Consider the following 16,962-nt stretch of genomic DNA (forward strand, 5'->3'; position numbering starts at 1 on the left):
GGGATGCGACCGGCGAAGGGGCGCGGCAGCGAGCGCGGCAATCAGCCCTGTAGCTCGGCCTTCGCGTGATACCACGCGCCCGGTCGAGCGGTCGAGGCCTGGGCCTGTGCCGCCGCGGCTGTCAGGCGGTCACGCTGAAACGCCACCGGCAGATCGATGTCGAGGCCGGGATCGATGCCGTGGCGTGCCTGCAGCTCGTCGATCATCAGCTCGCGCCACGGCAGCGTTGGCAGCCCGACCAGCAGGGCCTGCAGCATGACCAGCGGCGTGCAGGGTTGGCCGAGCCGGTAGCGCTGGCCCGCACTGAACTGCCCGCCATGCTCGGCCAGCCATTCACCCCAAGCCACGGGGCTGCGGGACAGGCGCTGCACCCGCTCGCCGAAGGGCTCGCCGTCAGCGCGGCGTGGGGCTTCGCCGCTGTTGCGCCAGCGCCGGAGCTCGCCGTCGGTCAGCTCATCCTCCTGGACCGACTCGGGTACGAGGGTTTGCTCGAACAGCGGCGCACCCGTGATCACGAAGAGCGCCTGGGCCGCGACATCGGCCAGTGGCTCGTGCTCGAGCAGCGCCACCAATGGCCGTACCGCCGAGAGCTCGCCGAGCATTCCGAGCGCGATGGGTACGCGCAAGGGCGTGTCGGCCCCCCGCAGTTGCTCCACCCAGGCCAGTGCCAACCGGCGGCCGCCCGCCAGTGCCGCAAGCTCGGCATCGTCGGCTGCGAGCGCAGCGGCCTGGGGGTCGTGCAGCCGCAGCCCCGAGCGCAGCGCCGCGATTCGCAAGATCGGTTCGGGTTCCACGTAGTGCGTTTGCAGCAGGGCCGGTAGCCCGGCTTCTGTGGATCGTCCGGCCGCCCACAGCAGCGCGGGCAGGTGGGGTCGGCGGCCGCGCCTCAGCGCTGTCAGGAGCGCGCCGTCCGTCGTCAACCGTCGACGCGCAGCGACCACCGCCAGCATTGGCTCAAGCCGCTCGTCGCCATCGCCGAGCATGCGCACACAGCCGGGCTGCCAGGTCTGCGGCAACTCGAGTGACAGCGCATCGGCGATGGCGCGCAAGTGTTCCGGCGTACCAGGCAGGGCGGAGTCGAGCACGCGCGAGAACAGCGATGGTTCGGCGCGCCGACCGAACACGCAGGCCACGCCGAAGAGCTCACCCGCGTCGTCGGCCGCAGCATGCGCCGCGCACACCTCGAGCGCCAGGCTGCCGCCGACCACCAGTGCGTCGGTGTGCGCTTCAAGCCGCTGCTCGAAGTCCCCGGCCGTGGTCCAGGACTGCGCGGGCGCCCGGCGCAGTGCGTGTGCCTGCGCGTACAGGAACCCGATCTCCTCGAGATGCTCCTCGTAGAGGCCGATGCGAAAGCTGCGCAGCGACGTGGTCATGGGTGCACCGGCGCCGAAGGGATCTGCAGCTCGATCGAGCGCACGTCGTGCAGACCGTTGCGCGCTGGCATGTGCGCGCGCCACGTCAATGTCAGCAGCCGCAGGTCCATGTCGATGAGCACGGTGTCGAGTTGCGGCACCAGCGCCACCCGCCGGCGTGCGCGGGTCTCGACCCAGCAAGCGGGCGTGGCGCGCGCAGGCAGACGAAATTCAACGCGTCCTTCCGGCGCTGCACCGATCACGACAGCCGTCTCGTCACCGCGCAGGTGGCCCGGTGTGACCAGGCCGGGCGAGCCGGCGTTGAAGAAGCGGCGGTCGAAGTCGCGTGCCAACAGTGGCTTGCGGGTCTTGGACCACGCTTCGTCATAGGTGCCGCCGAGTGCGATCCGGGGCTGCCAATTCGGCGCGATGAAGCCGAATCCGACAGGAGGCAGCTTGTCGCCGTAACCCGTATACGGATGTGCCGGATCTTCGAAGTTCGGCAGCGCGGCGTCTTCCGGCGCCGGCAGCGAGGCATCGTGAAAGCCAACGCCCACGGGGTTCTGAGGTTCACAGCGGTGGCGGTCAGGGTCGGCATGGCGGCGATCCCAGCCGCCGAAAGCGCGCTCGTAACGCAGCGGCATGCGCTCGAATGGCCGCGGCGCGGTGACCGCCGTGCCGGCAATGCGCCGCACGAGCCGCCGGTCGCCGACCACGCGAACGACCTTCTGCACCGGCCCGACGCGTACGCCGACCTGGCCTTCGGTCGCGCCGGAATGCGGTGCGTGGGCATGGCCGAGCAGCACGACATCGGTCCCGACGGGTTTGACGAACGCAACCTGCGGCTCCAGCCGCATGCTGGCCACGGCCGGATCGCCCCACCATTCGCCGCTGATAGCCGGCTCCGGCTGGCGTTCCAGCCAGCGCAACTCGCCGCCGACGCCGATGTGCCACGTGCCTTGGATCAGCGGCACCACCAGGGGTACGCCTTCTTCGTCGGATAGCGCGAGTGGCGTCAGAACGAGGCCGGTCGAATTCAGCAGCGCGGGGTGCGGCATGCCGGTCACCACTCCGGTGCCAGCGGCGGCGCGGTGCCCTGGCGCGCAACCGACGGGCAGTAGCGGTACTCGCGCTGCGTCGGCAATCCGAGCTGCACCGCGATGCGCAGCATCGCCAGGCCCTCGACGAAGATCTGCCGGCCGGCGATCAAGGCCGGCTCCTCGATGCGCGCACGTGCGCGTTCAGCGTCGATCTGCGCCGTGCGCTGATCGAGCAGCGCTTCGAATGCGGCATCGAAGGCGGCGGCATCACGGTCGGCCAGCGCGCGCAGCACCGGCACGCGGGCCTCTGGCTGGCCGTCGAGCACCTGCTCCCAGCGCTGGAACAGCGACTGGATCCGGCCCACGTCCTGCAGCGGTGCCAGGAGGGCATGAGCGATCTGGGCATGACACCAGTCGTCCTCGTACTCGTGGCCGGGCCGCCAATCGCGCGGCGAGAGCGACGCAATGTCGCGCGCGAGTGCAAAGTCGCCCGCCGCCACGGCGTCCAGAAAGGCATCGATGCGCGCCGAGGCTTGGTGATGGTCAGGCTGCCCCGTCTGCCTGACGCGCTGCAGGTAGGACACGCGGCATCGCCCGCTGCGAATCAGGTTGTGCGCAAAGGTGTCGTAGCTCGTCCGGGACAGCAGCGCGATGATCGCCGCCGCGCGCAGCTTGGCGCAGACGTCGATGCAGGCCTCGCCGAGATCGGCGGTCGGGTACGACGGGTTCTGGAATGCCGTCAGCCAGAACCCGATGTCGTAGGCCACGATCTCGAGGTAGTCGGCGAGCTTCATGCGATTGCCGTACGGACGCTCACTTCTCCGGATAGTTCGCGATCTCTGTCCAGCCGATGCCGCTGAAGCCCTGCTGGTCGATCGCAGCCGTCAGGTCGCGGTGTACCAGCGTGATGTCGGAGAACGCCTGCAGCTTGAACAGCGGCCGGCCGGCCGGAATGCGCGCCGGATCGATCACGAGCCTGGACATCGAGTCGATGGCACCTTCGACGAGGTCGCTCTCCTCGAAAACCGATTGCGAACGATCGATGCAGTCGATCGGATCGACGGGATGGACGATGAAGTAGTTGCCCGCGCCGCGTCCCTTGTGGTCGATGATCTTCAGCGGCAGGAACTCCACGCTCGGGAGTTGCCGCCCGGCCAGGAAGTCGCGCAGCCGCGGCGAGACGACGTTGGATTGGTTGATGTTGAGCACGTTGTCCGCCAGCACCAGGTCATTCGGAAAGTCAGGGTGCATGTGGAAGGCGACGTCGTCCGGAAAGTCGGCCTGCAGCGGCACGCCGCGACGCAGCCGAAACTGCTTCTCCAGCCCGGTCAGCTTGTTCAGCACACAGGCGTGCGGCACGGACACGTACTTCCAGATCACATACTCGGCAGTCACGTTCTAGGCTCCATGGGAAATCGCGGTCGCGATGCGCTTGATCCACTTGGCGACCGCTTCATTGAAATTGCGTGCGGGAAAGCCCTTCGTCGATACCTTGCTGTCCGAGGCCATCGAGAACGGGTGGCACCACTGCGGATCAGGAGGCTCCTTGCCGCCCAATGCCCAGGCATTGTGCGTGCCCTCCTTGCGGTTGCCGCGCGTCGACAACTCGGTACGGAACTGACCGGACAGCTTGTTCAACTTGCCCTCGAGTTTCTCGCCTTTCAGTGCATGCCCGGACTCTTCAATGGCATCCGCAAGTTTCTTGCATTCCACTTCGATCTCGTACGTGTAGCCTTCCTTGCAGTTGTGGTCGTAGTCATGTTGCGGAATGTTGGCGAACGGCGGCGCATCGACGCCAGCGGCGGCCGATCCGCCGGCGGCGGTGATCGTGCAATACCACTTGACGGTGTGGCCCCACAAGGGCATCGCGATCATGTTGTCGGCGTTGTTGATGCACCACTTGGTCTGGCGGATGACTTTCTCGATCGCCGGCAGTGCGACCAGATGCTCCGACACCGGTGCGACGCACAGAATGTGATGCGCCTCGTATTTCTTGTCGAACGTGAATGCACCGGCCTTGGCCTTGACCAGCCGCTTGAAGGTGTGGCCGAACCAGTCGGTCGGCTTGCAGACCTCGATGTAGGTCTTGCTGCCCGGACAGTCATCGCACTTGGGGTTCGCCGGCACGGCGCAGAACTGGCCTTCGCGCTTGCCCCGGTCGTGGTCGCCTGCCATCGTCCTTCCTTCGCTCAGAGGCGCTGCAGCAGCAGCGCTGCACGACCACGACCGTCGGCGGCACAGCACACGAGCGCGCTGTCGGCCGGCGCATAGCGGCGCGAGCGCGCCTGCAGCGCCATGGCGATGGCCAGCGGTGCAGCGCACGTGCCGGTGTCGCCGAATGACAGCGCCGGATACCACACGATCGGAGCGGCAAAGCCGGCATGGCCGGCGCGCAGCCGCGTCAGCGCGCAGCCGAAGTCGTTCGCCCGGTAGACCTCGCCGTTGTGGTCGCTGAACAGCCACGGCGCCCCGTCGGCGGGTCGTGCGAGCGCCGCATCGACCACCCGCGCCAGTGCCTCGCCGCTCGAGACCTCACCCTCGATCTGCGCCTTGTCCTCGCTGTCGAACGCGAGGCGGATGAGGCGTAGCGCCTCGTCGGGCGCTGCTGCCGCGTCCTGTGCCGGCAACAGGGCCAGCGCGACCGCGGCCTCGCCGGGTTGCAAGCCTGCGGGCGCGGCGTCGCACTTCAAGCGCCCGGTGTGATGCAGCCACGTCAGCGTGTCTTCGTCAAGCAGGGAATCGACCGTCAGCACGACGGCGACGTCCACGCTGCGCTGCTGGATGTCGTTCGCCGCCGCGGCGATCAGCTCCGCGCCGGCGCACTGGCCACCGGTGCTGAGGTGCCGTCGCATCGGCGCGCCCGGCCAGTGCGCCAGCCGCAGCGCCTGGTCGAGCAGCCGTGCCGTCACGGCGGCGGGCGTTCGGCGTGCCAGCTCCTCCGGCTCCGGCGGGTCATCGTCCTCGCCTGCACCGGCCGGGGGCTCCGACATCAGCGCGACCCCGCCGGCAGTGCGCATCGGGTCCGGCAAGCCGACGTAGAGGCCGACACGACGCAGCCAGAGTGCCGGATCGAGTGCCCCGGCCAGCAGATCGGCCAGCGCGCCCTGCAGCAGGCGAAGCAGGCGCGCTTCGCCTTCGAAGCCTGCGGTGAACAGGCTTGCGGCGTGGCCGATGATCGCTTCCTCGTCGCCTTCGACGCCCGAGCGCGCGCGATAGTGCGGCAGAACGGCGGCGCGGCTCAACCCGGCCCGGGCTGCCGCGCAAGCCGACGCGGCGTCGTAGCCGAGCGCGCAGACCATGCCGGCAGCGGCGACGAGTACGCCGCCGCCTTCAATTGAGCGGCTTGCCACAGTAGTAGCAGTCGCCCTTGTCATCGCCCATCGCGATGACCGGCCCCTGGATCACGGGAAACGGCGGAGTGTTCTTGTCGTTGTGCAGCATCAGGTCCAGTGCGCGCGGCACGTTCTTGCCTTCGAACTTGACGTCGAACGAGAAGTTGACGAACTCGGCCTTGCCCTTGACCTTGTTCGAGACGACGCCGAACAGCGAACCGGGCTCGTCGCCGGTGCTGACCATGAAGTTCGAGTCCTTCACGCACACCGGATTGCCGTCGCACTTCACGGTCTTCGCGCCCTGCGCCGTGTCCGAGGACTTGGCGATGTTCGGGTAGGGGATCGGTATCGGCGGCGCGGGCGGAGCCGGCGTCTTGCAGACGTCGGGGAACGCCATCGTGACGCCGTTGCTGCCTGCATGCACGACCGACATGAAATTGACGCCGACGGTGACGGGCATGTTGGCCGGTTCGCCGCTTCAGTTGATCTGCACCGACGCGCCGCGGATCTTGTTGGTATCGCTCGCCCGGCTGACCAGCTGCGTGCCCTTGATCACCAGCCGACCGTCCGCGCGCAGCGTGATCGAAGCCTGGCCGCAGCGCAGCACGACCTCGTCATGGCCTTCGAGCACGATGCGATCCAGGTCCAGCACCAGGGCGCGGCCCGGCGCCTGCAGCGCAGGTGCCGCGGGTGCCGATGTCACGGTGTCGCGCACCTGGCCGACGACGATCGGCTTCAGCGGGTCTCCGTCCTCCAGGAACAGCAGCAGCGTCGCACCGGCGGCGGCATCCGCCAGCGCATCATCGACGACACGCGCGAACACCGGCTCTGCAGGGGCGCCGTCATGGCGGACGAGCGGGCGGCCGTCACGCAGTTCGACGAGTTGGCCGACGCACATCGGCGTGCCCCAGTCGGCCGACGGCGGCATGTTCATCAGGGCATTGCTGCGCTTCATGGTCAGTTCTCCGCGATCTTGCTGCCCTTGACGATGACGTCGCCACTGCCTTTGACCGTAATCTTGTTGCCCTTGATCGTGATGTCGCCATTCTTCTTCATCACGATCTCGGCGCTCCCGGTCTTGAAGCTGATCTCGTCGTCGGCGGTGATCTGAACCTTCTTGGCCTTCAGCGTCGCGTCCTTCTTCACCTCGACTCGGTGCTGGCCCTCGATCGTCTCGTTCAAGTCCTTGCCGACGGTGACGGTCTGATTCTCCTTGACCGACTCGGTCAGGCTCTTGCCCACGCTCTGCGTCTTGTTCGAGCCGATGCTCTCGGTCTTGCTGCCGCCGATCGACTCGGACTTCGTGCCGGCGACGTTCTCCGACATCGCCGCGCCGACAGTGATGGCGAGCGCCGCGCCCACGGTCAGCTCCATCGCGCCGCCGACTGTCTCGGCGTAGTTGATCAGCACCGTCTCGGTCAGGGTCTTGCCGATCACGACGCTCATCGCGCCGTCGATGTTCTCGGAATGATTGCCGACGATGTGCAGTTTCTTGTTGCGCTCGACCTTCTCGGACTTGTCGCGCTCGATGACCATCGTGCGGTCGCGTCCGATCGAGATCGTCTCGTCGTTGTCGACCCGCTCCTTGCGGTCATGGTGGACCGTGATCGTTTCGTCGTTGTCGACGGTCTCGGTGCGGTCGTGCTTGACGTGCACGGTCTCGTCGTGATCGATCGTCTTCGTGCGGTCGTGGCCCACCCAGTGCGTCTCGTCGTTCTCGACTTCGATGTCCTGGTTCTTCTCGGCATGCAGCCAGACTTGCTCGTCGCCCTTCTTGTCCTCGAAGCGCAGCGCGTTGGCATTGCCGTAGGCGCCGCCCTTGCTCGAGCGGGTGAGTACGCCCGATTGCGTCATGTTCGCCGGCAGCTCCCACGGCGGCATCTGCTCGGCGTTGTAGACGCGGCCGGTGATCAGCGGCTGGTCGGGGTCGCCTTCGAGGAAGTCGACGACCACCTCCTGGCCGATGCGCGGGATCTGGATGAAGCCGAAGCTCTTGCCGGCCCACGGCGACGACACCCGCATCCAGCACGAGCTGGTCTCGTTCTTCTTGCCCAGGCGATCCCAGTGGAACTGCACCTTCACTCGGCCGTACTTGTCGGTGAAGATCTCTTCGCCGGCCGGGCCGACGACGATGGCGGTCTGCGGGCCCTGCACGAAGGGTTTCGGCGTGCGGCGCGGCGGGCGGAACTGCTGGCCGGAGGGGATCGCCGCGAAGCTGCACTGATAGTCGCCGGCATCGTTGCCGGCCTCGAGCCCGTTGACCTGCGCGCTGACCTGGGCCTGCACGCACAGGTACTCGGCGTTCTGGTCCTCGCGCGGATGCCGCGTCAACGTGAACAGGTGGCCGCTGGCCAGGCCATACGCATTGCTGATGCCGCCGAGCTGCTCGTGCCGCGTCTGCAGTTCGTCGATGCGCATGTCGGCCAGGTGCTGGCCCTCGGGCTTCTTCAGGTAGTCGCCCTGGTAGTCGAACTGCTCGTGCTCGGCCTGATCGTGGCCGCGGCCGAAGTTGCGGCTCACCTCGAGGTTGGTCGAGGGCGTCTCGAAGTTGTAGCTGCGCAGCACGACCTTGCCGGTGCGCACGCCGCGGCTGAAGCTCCAGTTCGAGATGAAGTCGACGTCCGGCGACAGCTGGCCGGTGTTGGCGTAGTACGGCAGCTTCTCGTAGCCGGGCATCGCGGCGTGTGCGCTGGTCTCGTCGACGATGATCAGCTTGTGTGCGCCCTCGTCATGCTCGAAGTACCAGTAGATGCCTTCCTCCTCCATCAGCCGGCTGACGAAGTTGAAGTCGGTCTCGCGGTATTGCACGCAGTAGTCGCGCTTGCGGTAGCTGCCGGTCAGCTTGAGCTCGTAGGAGGCGATCGCGTCATGGTCGGCGAAGACCTTCTCGACGATCTCCGGCACGGTCATCTCCTGGAAGATGCGGCAGTCGGCGGTGCGCGTCAGGAACCACAGCCAGGGCACGACTTCGGCGCGGTAGCCGTGGTAGCGGCCCTGGTGGCGCCCCATGCCGAAGCGCGCGACATAGCCGCAGATGTGACGCTGCTCGCCGTCGCGCAATTCGATCTTCAGGTTCACCGTCTGGCCGAGCAGCTTGTCAGGCTCGATGTCGGCCTTCTCGCTCAGCAGGTTCAGCTGCAGCTCCTCGAGCATGCTCAAGCCCGAGGCGTAGCTCATCGAGTCGAACATCAGGTCGCCGTCGGGCAGGGGGCTCGTGAGCGTGATCGGCGTCGTCGGCATGTGGGGCATGGTCCGGTATCGACCCGGACGCGGACAGCGCCGAAAGTCATGCACCCGCCGAGGGCCGGCGGCCGAACGTGATCAGCGCCGCGCCGGCGCCGCCGCAAAGCCGGTGAAGGCGTTCAGCACCTGCCGCGTCAGCGGCTCATCCGCCGGCCAGTCGGTGAAGTACGCGACCAGTTCGCCATTGGCCTGCGGCAGGCTGGGCGACGGCATGGCGCGCAGGCGCTGCAGGTGCTGCTGCGCGATCTCCGGCGAGTGGCACCACAGCACGAAGAAGGCGCGCTCGCCCCGGCCGAGCAGCTCGAAGCGCGCATGCTGGTGCACACGGTCCCACGGGCCGCGCCGCACCAGGCGCCCCTCGGTGTGAATGCCTTGCTGGCGCAGGTGCGCCTGCAGCTCGGCCAGCGGCCCCGGCAGCGGCGGTGGGGTGCCGACGAAGCCGAAGCGGGCCGCCACCCACAGGCCGAGCGCGAGCCCGACCACTGCCAGCAGGACGCCCCAGACCACCCTGCTCACGGGGCGAGAACGAGCACGATCGGCTGGCTCGGCACGATCCGCGCGCCCGGTACGTTGGTGCTGTTGCCGATCGACACGCTGGTCAGCCGCGTCATCGGCATGCCGCCGACCAGCGTCGTGAAGGACGCGGTGACGTGACGCGCCGGACCCATCACCGTGCCGGAGGCGACACCCATCGAGACGCCGGCGTTGTCGCCGTTGGTCATCGGGATCAGCGTCGACATGTTGTGCGTCGGCATGCACATCGTCAGCACGAAGGGCACGAAGGACACGGCCATCGGCGCCATCGCGATGTTCGGGTAGGGGATCGGTGTCGGCGCCGGCACCGGCGTCAGGCAGACATCGGGGAAGCCCATGTCCATGCCCATCATCTGCGTATTGGCGAACATGATGCGGTCTCCGAAGGGTCAGCCGAAATGGATCTGCGCGCCGCGCACCTTCACGACGCGCTCGCCGTTGGCGAGCATGGTCTCGGCCTGCAGGTGCAAGAGCTCGCTGGCCTGCTGGTCGATCACCTGCGCCTTCACCGCGTCGATGCCCTCGACGGTGCGCTGGTGCTGGCGCGCATGGTGGGTCTGCTGGTCGAAGACCGTGGACAGCGACGCGCCGGCGATCCGCAGCTGGCCGATCGTCGCGCGGCACAGCTCGCCGATCGTCTGCAGCGAGCGGTAGACGAAGGATGCCGAGTCGGTGCGCAGCGTGAAGTCCTGCGCCACCACCTCGGCCTTCGGCGCCAGCTTCAGCCGCTGCACCGCCGCCGCGTCGGGCCGCGCCAGCACCGCGACGATGTGCACGGCGTCGCCCCCTTCGGGCAGCGCGGCGCGCCAGCAGGCGACACGGTCGCCCGGCGCCGGCTCGACCAGGCAGCTGAAGGCCGGCTGGGCGCTGAATCGCTGGCTGCCGGTGCGCACGCGCAACGTCAGGCCGTCCGCCTCCACGGCTTCGACCTCCGCACTGAAGCTGACCGCCAGCGCCTGCGCGCCGACGGCATCGTGAAAGCGGCCGGTGGCTTCGGCGGCGAGGTTCAGGTCATGGGCGCCCATGGAGTGCTCCTTTTGGTATTCGGTGAGGCATCAAGCCGGCGCGGCCGGCCAGGACTCGGCACGCGCCTGGACCGGATCGGTCTCCAGCGCGCGGCCGCGGTCGGTGAATCGGGCACCGGCGTCGTTGGCGCGGTGCAGCTTGGCGCGGAACATCGTCGCGCCTTCGAAATCGGCGCCGCTGATATCGGCGTGCGAGAAGTCGGCATAGGTCAGCTCGGTGTCGCGCAGCGAGCTGCCAGGGAGCTTGGCCTCCATCCAGTTCGTCTGGTAGAGGTTCGCGCGATCGAAGCGGCCCTCGGCGAAGCTGGCCTTGGCGAAGATCGCCTGGCGCAGGTCGGCGCCTTCGAAATCGCAGCCCTGGCCTTGCGCCTCGGGGAACAGCGCCAGCGCCGCGCGCGCGTTGCGAAAGCGCGCGCCATCGAGCTGCGCGCTCTTGAAGTTGCATTGTTCGATGCGGGCGTCGCTGAAGTCGGCGCCGGTCAGCTTGCAGTCGGTGAACTGCACGCCGTGCAGGTCCATGCCGGCGAACGAGCGGCCGGGCAGCGGCGTCTCGTTGAAGGTCACCAGCTTCAGCGTCGATTGCGCGAGGCTGGCCTCGTCGAGCACGCACTGGTGGAAGGTGACCTGGTGCAGCGCGATGCGCTCGAACGCGGTCTTCTTCGCCGAGACCTCGGCCAGCGTCGTGCGGTCGAGCCAGGCGGCGGCGAGGTTCGCGTCGTCGAGCGTGCACTTGGCGAACAGCGCGAGGTTGAAGTCGGCACGCTGGAAGTCGGCGCCCGTGAAGTCGCTGCTGACCAGCTTGGCGTTGCGCAGGCTCGCCGCCTGCCAGCGCGACGCGGCGGCGCGGCATTGATGAAAGGTGGCGCCGCGCAGGTTCGCCGCGTCGAAGACCGTGCCGGCGAGCTCGCAGCGGTCGAACACCGCCTCGCGCAGGTCGCTGCCGCTGAAGTCGCAGCCGCTGAAGTCCATTTCGCTGAACAGCCCGCCGGCCAGCGCCAGCTCGCGCAGCGCCAGCCCGGTCAGCCGCAGCTGCGTGATCGGCTCGCCGAACTGCACCTTCAGCACCAGGCGCTGGCCGTCGTCGATCGAGTCGTCGCCCGTCATGCCGTCGCCTTCGGTTCACGCATCGGATGCAAGCGCGTGCGCTCGAGGTTCGCGCCCTGCAGCCGGCTCGACGAATCGGCGTGCACGCGCGACAGGTCGCTGCCGTAGAGATTGGCCTGCGCCAGGTCGGCGCCGCGCAGGTCGGCGCGCTGCGCGATCGCGTTCATCAGGTTCGCGCCCGGCAGCGCGGCCTGGCCGAAGCGGGTCTTGATCAGCAGTGCGCCGCGCAGCGAGGCGCCGCCGAAATCGGCGCCGCTGCAATCGGCGTCGGAGAGGTCGCAGTCGTCGAGCAGCGCCTGGCGAAATTTCGCCTGCGCCAGCAGGGTGCCGCGCAGGTTGCTGCCGCGCAGCTGCGCTTCGGCGAAATCGGCGCCGGAGAAATCGCAGCCGTCGACGAACACCGAGCCCGGCAGCACGGCGCGTGCGAAGCGAATGCCCTGGCCGCGGCATTTGATGAACGTCGGCCGCTCCAATTGCGCGGCAGCGAAGTCGACGCCGCTCAGGTCACATTCGATGAACACCGGCTGCTGCAGCGTGCAGCGGTTCAGCACCATGTCCTTCAGCACTGCCTTGTGGAACAGCAGCCCGGCGCCGTGCACCGAGCGCCAGTCGGCCAGGCCGAAGCTCGCGCCGTGCAGCTTCAGCCCGTCGATGCGCGCGCCGCGCAGATCGGTCTGCGCGAGCTCGGTGTCGCTGCAGTTGGCGCCGGTGAGGTTGGCCTTGACCAGGCGCGTCGTCTTCAGGTTCGCGCGGCCGAGGTTGGCGCCGGACAGGTCGGCCTCGCTGAAATCGGCCGCCGTCAGGTCGGCATGCGCCAGCACCGCGTAGGCGAAGCTGGTGCGCTGTAGCTGCGCGCCGGCCAGGTTCGCGCCTTCGAGCCAGGCGTTGGTGAAGTCGGCGCCGGCGAGGTCCAGCCCCGACAGGTCGGCGCCGGTCAGGTCGGCGGCGAAGAAGCTCTTGCCCTCGGCATGTGCCTTGGCCACCGCGTCGCGCAGCACCTTGGCGCGCGCCGGCGGCATCGGCCTGGCAGGCGCCTGCGTGTGCGCGGTGGCCAGGTAGCTGGTGCGGGCCATCGCCTCGAGCTGCGTCAGCTTCGGACCGATCTTGGCGACGTCGAGCGCCGGCGGCGCGCCGGGCGCGGCCTTGGCGAGCGTTTGCAACTCGGCCATGTGAGCCGCCGCGCGATAGGTCGGCGGGCCGCGGTGCACCAGGCTCTCGGGGTCGATGCCGAAGGCCTTGGCCTTCAACTTCGCGGCGGCCATCTGCTCGGCGGCATCGAGGGCGGCGCTGACCTGCGCGTTCAGCAGCTCGGCGCGCTTCTTGAACAGGTAGTCGGGCAGGTTCTCGAGCGTCGGCGCCACTTCGGCCTGCGGGATCGTCAGGCCGAGCTTGGCCGGATCGATGCCCTTGGCCTTCACGTCGTCGATCGCCAGCTGCATCTTCAGCACCGCGCCGCGGCGCTGTGCCTGCGCGAACAGCCCGTCGGGCGCGAAGTCCTTCTGCACCGCGTCGAAGTTCGGGTCGGCGCTGCTCAGGCCGGCCGGCTTCAGGTCGCTCTCGCGCAGCGCGTGCAGCGCGCCGTCCTTCGGGTGCCGCCGGCGCGTCAGCGCATCGAGGTAGTGCTGCGTCGGCTTGGTCTCGGACAGGTGTTCGATCGCGCCGAGCAGCGTGTGGATGTCGCTGGCATCGTCCTCGTTGCATTCGGCCAGGCCCTGGAACAGCGCGATGCCGACCTCGTGGTGCGGGAAGAACCACAGCGTCGCCAACTTCAGCGCCACCTCGCGCAGCTTCGGCGTCTGGCCGTCGCCGTGGTCGGCGAAGCAGCGCACGCGCAGGCCCGGCAGCACGCCGCCGACCTGCGCTTTCGACGGATGCATGTTGACGAACTCGAAGTCCTCGTCGCCGCGCGGCGGCGCATCGAACCACTGGTCTTCCTGCGCCATGTTGAAGTAGCGCCAGTCGATGTCGCTCGCGAAGCCGGGCGATTGCTGCTTCAGCCACTGCTCGTCGTAGGTGCCGGCATGGCGCACACGCTGCGGCCAGGCGCAATCGATCGGGCGGAAGCAGGCGGCGGGCACGCTGTCGTCGGGATCGGCCGGATTGGCGCCCGGCACGACGACCTGCGGCAGGAAGTGCTCCGGCGCCGGCGCGCCCGGCTCACGCAGCGGCCGCCGGCCCATGCCGAGCGGGTTGTGCGGCCAGTCGGCGCCGCCGTAGGTGTGCTGCCAGTCGAGCGGCAGCGATTCGAAGAAGTCCGGCGCGCTCGCCTGGCCGTCGAGCCAGCGCCGCGGCCCGACCGCATGCAGCTTCTTCTCCTTGCCGGCCACCCGCGCGACCACCTCGACCGCCTTCGCGCGGCCCTCGGGCGCGAAGGCATGCGCGCGCAGCAGGTACTCGCTGCGCGGCTTCAGGTTGCATTCGTCGATGAACGGGCCCTCGGGCATCTCGGCGGCGAGGAACTTCCACATCGAGCTCTCGGTCCACACCGCGGCCTCGCCCTGCGCTCGGAACGGGAAGTACAGGCTGCCGGTGATGACGAGCCCGATGCGGCGGCGGAATTCGATGCAGCGGGACGTGATCCCGAGCGCCATCGGCTTGATGAGTTGCATCGGCTAGGTCAAGGGCCTGTGGGCGGCGCCGAATCGGCGGGCGCGCCGAGCGACGAAGTCGGGTCGTTGGCCGGCGACGCACCCGGCGTGCCGTTGGCCAGGCTGGCGGTCTGCGCATCGATCTGGCTTTGCGGGATCGTCGCGCTGTACTCCTCGGCGGTCGGGTGCGTGAAGCGCGAATCGAGCGCCTGCTTCAGCCGCTCGCGCACCGCCGGCGTCAGCTCGGGGTTGTTCAGCAGCGTGTCGACGTCGTTCTGGCCTTGCGTGCGCGCGTCCATCGTGCCGGCGCCGCCGAAGCCGAGCGCGAAGCCGCCGCCGAGCGCGGCCGCCAGCACCGCCGCGACGCCGGGCCCGGCCGACAGCGAGGCCGCCGCGCCGGCGCCCGAGGCGCCGCCGCCATTGAGCAGCTTGATCGCGTTGTTCTCCAGGCCCAGGCCGGACATCGTCAGGTCGATGCCGGTCATGCCGAGGTTGATGCCGGCGTTCTCGATCGACAGCGCCGCGGCGTTCGACATCGTCAGGCCGAGGAAATTCGACACCTGCATGCCCATGAAGCCGTCGATCGCGATGCCGGCGGCGGTCGAGTTCTTCATGCCCGAATAGACCTCGGTCGCCGGGCCCATCACCGTCTCGCGCGACACGCCGATGTAGGTGTTGGTATTGGCGCCGAGCACCGTGTCGTTGCCTTCGAAGATCGTGCGGTTGAACTTGTTGCCGGTGAAATCGAAGTTGCCGAGCGAGCTGAACTTGAAGTTCGCGGCCTTGTGGTTGTGGTCGCCGCCGGCTTCCATGAACATCGCGCCGCTGGCCTTGAGCTTGAACTCGGTGCCCTTGATGAACAGCAGCGGGCCGACGTCAAAGTAGGCCTCGGTCGACTTGAAGATGTACTTGCCCGAGGTCCAGCACTTGCGGTCGCCCTTGGTGTACTCGCCGCGCTCGTTGGTGACGATGGTGTCGTAGCCGTCGGTGACGGTCTGAACCTGGTGGCCCTTGACGAAGACCTTGCGCAGCCCCTTGACGTAGTAGGTCTCGCCGTCGTCCTCGACCGAGACCTCGCGGCCCTTCAGCACATTGATCTTCTGGTGGTTGCGCACGATCGTCGTCTGGTCGTGGCCGATCGAGCGCGACTCGTCGTTCTCGACCGAGGTGTCCATGTTCTTCTCGGCATGGAACCAGACCTGCTCGGCGCCCTTCTTGTCCTCGAAGCGCAGCGCGTTGGCATTGTTGTACGAGCCGCCCTTGGACGAGCGCGTCAGGATGCCGCTTTGCGTCGCATTGGCCGGCAGCTCCCAGGGCGGCGTCTGGTCGGCGTTGTAGACGCGGCCGGTGACCAGCGGCTGGTCGGGATCGCCTTCGAGGAAGTCGACGATCACCTCCTGGCCGATGCGCGGAATGTGGATCGCGCCGAAGCTCTTGCCCGCCCAGGGATGCGACACCCGCATCCAGCACGAGCTGGTCTCGTTCTTCTTGCCGTAGCGGTCCCAGTGGAACTGCACCTTCACGCGGCCATGGCTGTCGGTGAAGATCTCCTCGCCGGCCGGGCCGACGACGACCGCCGATTGCGGGCCCTGCACGAAGGGTTTCGGCGTGCGCCGCGCCGGGCGGAACTGCTGCGACGAGGGCATCGCCGAGAAGACGCAGCGGTACTCCCCGTCGTCGCCGTCGCTGCCGGATTCGCTGCCGGTCAGCGAGGCCTTGATCTGCGTCTGCACGACCAGGTACTCGGCGTTCTGGTCGCCGCGCGGATGGCGCGTCAGCGCGAACAGGTGGCCCGTCGTCAGCCCATGCGCGTTGCTCAGGCCGGTGAGCTGTTCGAAGCGCGCCTGCACCTCGTCCATGCGGTTGTCGATCAGCTGCTCGCCGTCGGCGACGGCCTGGTAGTCGCCCTGGAAATCGAACAGCTCGTAGTTCGACAGCTCGTATTCGCGCTGCAGCGCCAGCGCCACCTTCAGCGCGGTGCCCGGCTTCTCGAAGTTGTAGCTGGTCAGCGCGACCTTGCCGCTCTTGACCTGGCGCGAGAAGTTCCAATTGGTCACGAAGTCGACGTCGGGCGACAGCTGGCCGGTGTTGGCGTAGAACGGCAGCGCCTCGTAGCCCGGCACGGTGGCGTGCTCGCTGGCCATGTCGACGAGGATCAGCTTGTGCTGGCCCTCGCTGTGCTCGAAGAACCAGTAGATGCCCTCATCCTCGAGCAGCCGCGCGACGAAGTTGAAATCGGTCTCGCGGTACTGCACGCAGTACGTGCGCTTGCGGTAGACCCGCGTCAGCTTGAACTCGAAGCTGGCGATCGCCGCGTGGTTCTCGAAGACCTTCTCGACGATCTCCTTGACGTCGAGCTCCTGGAAGATGCGGCAATCGGAGCGCCGCGTCAGGAACCACAGCCAGGGCACGACCTCGGCCTGGTAGCCGTAGTAGCGGCCCTGGTGGCGGCCGAACGAGAAGCGCGCGCAGTAGCCGTGCAGGTGCCGCTTCGCGCCATCGCGCAGTTCGATCGCCACGTTGATCGGGTGGCCGAGCAGGTCCTCGGGATGCAGGTCGGGCTTGTCGCTCAGCAGCTGCAGCCGCATCTCCTCCAGCGTGGACAGGCCCGCCGAATGCGTCAGCGACTCGAAGCGCAGGTCGGCCGGCGGCAGCGGGGTGGTCAGCGTGATGGCGGTGGGCATGGGAGGGACTTCTTGCCTGGCGTGCAGATGGCGCCGATGGTCGTTTGCGGCGCCCTTGCG

The 16,962-nt window shown here is 68.3% G+C and carries 15 protein-coding genes; all 15 read right to left on the bottom strand.

Annotation, left to right across the window (positions count from 1 at the left end; all coding sequences use genetic code 11):
* Positions 1–41: 41 nt before the first annotated feature.
* Positions 42–1,373 carry a hypothetical protein gene (locus HLB44_RS05560; RefSeq protein WP_173121526.1) on the bottom strand — a complete coding sequence of 444 codons (1,332 nt, stop codon included), beginning with the start codon at positions 1,371–1,373 and terminating at the stop codon, positions 42–44.
* A complete protein-coding gene (locus HLB44_RS05565) occupies positions 1,370–2,410 on the bottom strand; it encodes a DUF2169 family type VI secretion system accessory protein (protein ID WP_173121528.1) in 1,041 nt (346 codons plus the stop codon). The genes HLB44_RS05560 and HLB44_RS05565 overlap by 4 nt, the downstream gene beginning before the upstream one ends.
* A gap of 5 nt (positions 2,411–2,415) precedes the next feature.
* Positions 2,416–3,186 (bottom strand): Imm49 family immunity protein, encoded by a 771-nt coding sequence (locus tag HLB44_RS05570; RefSeq protein WP_173121530.1) that lies wholly within the window; start codon positions 3,184–3,186, stop codon positions 2,416–2,418.
* 19 nt (positions 3,187–3,205) lie between these two features.
* A complete protein-coding gene (locus HLB44_RS05575; protein ID WP_173121532.1) occupies positions 3,206–3,787 on the bottom strand; it encodes an imm11 family protein in 582 nt (193 codons plus the stop codon).
* Positions 3,788–3,790: 3 nt separating this feature from the next.
* Positions 3,791–4,567, bottom strand: a complete 777-nt coding sequence (locus HLB44_RS05580) for a hypothetical protein (RefSeq protein ID WP_173121534.1) — start codon at positions 4,565–4,567, stop codon at positions 3,791–3,793.
* A gap of 14 nt (positions 4,568–4,581) precedes the next feature.
* Positions 4,582–5,766 (bottom strand): hypothetical protein, encoded by a 1,185-nt coding sequence (locus tag HLB44_RS05585; RefSeq protein ID WP_173121536.1) that lies wholly within the window; start codon positions 5,764–5,766, stop codon positions 4,582–4,584.
* Positions 5,723–6,184, bottom strand: a complete 462-nt coding sequence (locus HLB44_RS05590) for a DUF4150 domain-containing protein (RefSeq protein ID WP_173121538.1) — start codon at positions 6,182–6,184, stop codon at positions 5,723–5,725. The genes HLB44_RS05585 and HLB44_RS05590 overlap by 44 nt, the downstream gene beginning before the upstream one ends.
* A gap of 18 nt (positions 6,185–6,202) precedes the next feature.
* Positions 6,203–6,679 (bottom strand): DUF6484 domain-containing protein, encoded by a 477-nt coding sequence (locus HLB44_RS05595; RefSeq protein ID WP_173121540.1) that lies wholly within the window; start codon positions 6,677–6,679, stop codon positions 6,203–6,205.
* 2 nt (positions 6,680–6,681) lie between these two features.
* On the bottom strand, positions 6,682–8,973 hold the full coding sequence (locus HLB44_RS05600; RefSeq protein ID WP_217283550.1) for a type VI secretion system Vgr family protein: 2,292 nt from the start codon (positions 8,971–8,973) through the stop codon (positions 6,682–6,684).
* A 72-nt stretch (positions 8,974–9,045) separates the two neighbouring features.
* Complete coding sequence (locus tag HLB44_RS05605; protein WP_173121542.1) at positions 9,046–9,483, bottom strand: hypothetical protein; 438 nt, start codon at positions 9,481–9,483, stop codon at positions 9,046–9,048.
* Positions 9,480–9,872 (bottom strand): DUF4150 domain-containing protein, encoded by a 393-nt coding sequence (locus HLB44_RS05610; protein ID WP_173121544.1) that lies wholly within the window; start codon positions 9,870–9,872, stop codon positions 9,480–9,482. The genes HLB44_RS05605 and HLB44_RS05610 overlap by 4 nt, the downstream gene beginning before the upstream one ends.
* Before the next feature lie 18 nt (positions 9,873–9,890).
* Entirely contained in the window at positions 9,891–10,526 is a 636-nt protein-coding gene (locus tag HLB44_RS05615; RefSeq protein WP_173121546.1) for a DUF3540 domain-containing protein, read from the bottom strand.
* 30 nt (positions 10,527–10,556) lie between these two features.
* Positions 10,557–11,630 carry a pentapeptide repeat-containing protein gene (locus HLB44_RS05620; RefSeq protein WP_173121548.1) on the bottom strand — a complete coding sequence of 358 codons (1,074 nt, stop codon included), beginning with the start codon at positions 11,628–11,630 and terminating at the stop codon, positions 10,557–10,559.
* Positions 11,627–14,239, bottom strand: coding sequence for a DUF2169 family type VI secretion system accessory protein (locus HLB44_RS05625; protein WP_173121550.1), 2,613 nt, complete (start codon positions 14,237–14,239; stop codon positions 11,627–11,629). Before HLB44_RS05625 ends, HLB44_RS05620 begins: the two co-directional genes overlap by 4 nt.
* 8 nt (positions 14,240–14,247) lie before the next feature.
* A complete protein-coding gene (locus HLB44_RS05630; protein ID WP_173121552.1) occupies positions 14,248–16,902 on the bottom strand; it encodes a type VI secretion system Vgr family protein in 2,655 nt (884 codons plus the stop codon).
* Positions 16,903–16,962 lie beyond the last annotated feature (60 nt).

This window comes from Pseudaquabacterium terrae (assembly GCF_013266755.1).
In the GTDB taxonomy this organism is placed as follows: Bacteria; Pseudomonadota; Gammaproteobacteria; order Burkholderiales; family Burkholderiaceae_C; genus Pseudaquabacterium; species Pseudaquabacterium terrae.

Bases quoted from the DNA above. Each gene is read 5' to 3' on its own strand.
- HLB44_RS05560 (WP_173121526.1), bottom strand. From the start codon at position 1,373: ATGACCACGTCGCTGCGCAGCTTTCGCATCGGCCTCTACGAGGAGCAT.
- HLB44_RS05565 (WP_173121528.1), bottom strand. From the start codon at position 2,410: ATGCCGCACCCCGCGCTGCTGAATTCGACCGGCCTCGTTCTGACGCCA.
- HLB44_RS05570 (WP_173121530.1), bottom strand. From the start codon at position 3,186: ATGAAGCTCGCCGACTACCTCGAGATCGTGGCCTACGACATCGGGTTC.
- HLB44_RS05580 (WP_173121534.1), bottom strand. From the start codon at position 4,567: ATGGCAGGCGACCACGACCGGGGCAAGCGCGAAGGCCAGTTCTGCGCC.
- HLB44_RS05585 (WP_173121536.1), bottom strand. From the start codon at position 5,766: ATGACAAGGGCGACTGCTACTACTGTGGCAAGCCGCTCAATTGAAGGC.
- HLB44_RS05590 (WP_173121538.1), bottom strand. From the start codon at position 6,184: ATGCCCGTCACCGTCGGCGTCAATTTCATGTCGGTCGTGCATGCAGGC.
- HLB44_RS05595 (WP_173121540.1), bottom strand. From the start codon at position 6,679: ATGAAGCGCAGCAATGCCCTGATGAACATGCCGCCGTCGGCCGACTGG.
- HLB44_RS05600 (WP_217283550.1), bottom strand. From the start codon at position 8,973: ATGCCCCACATGCCGACGACGCCGATCACGCTCACGAGCCCCCTGCCC.
- HLB44_RS05610 (WP_173121544.1), bottom strand. From the start codon at position 9,872: ATGTTCGCCAATACGCAGATGATGGGCATGGACATGGGCTTCCCCGAT.
- HLB44_RS05615 (WP_173121546.1), bottom strand. From the start codon at position 10,526: ATGGGCGCCCATGACCTGAACCTCGCCGCCGAAGCCACCGGCCGCTTT.
- HLB44_RS05620 (WP_173121548.1), bottom strand. From the start codon at position 11,630: ATGACGGGCGACGACTCGATCGACGACGGCCAGCGCCTGGTGCTGAAG.
- HLB44_RS05625 (WP_173121550.1), bottom strand. From the start codon at position 14,239: ATGCAACTCATCAAGCCGATGGCGCTCGGGATCACGTCCCGCTGCATC.
- HLB44_RS05630 (WP_173121552.1), bottom strand. From the start codon at position 16,902: ATGCCCACCGCCATCACGCTGACCACCCCGCTGCCGCCGGCCGACCTG.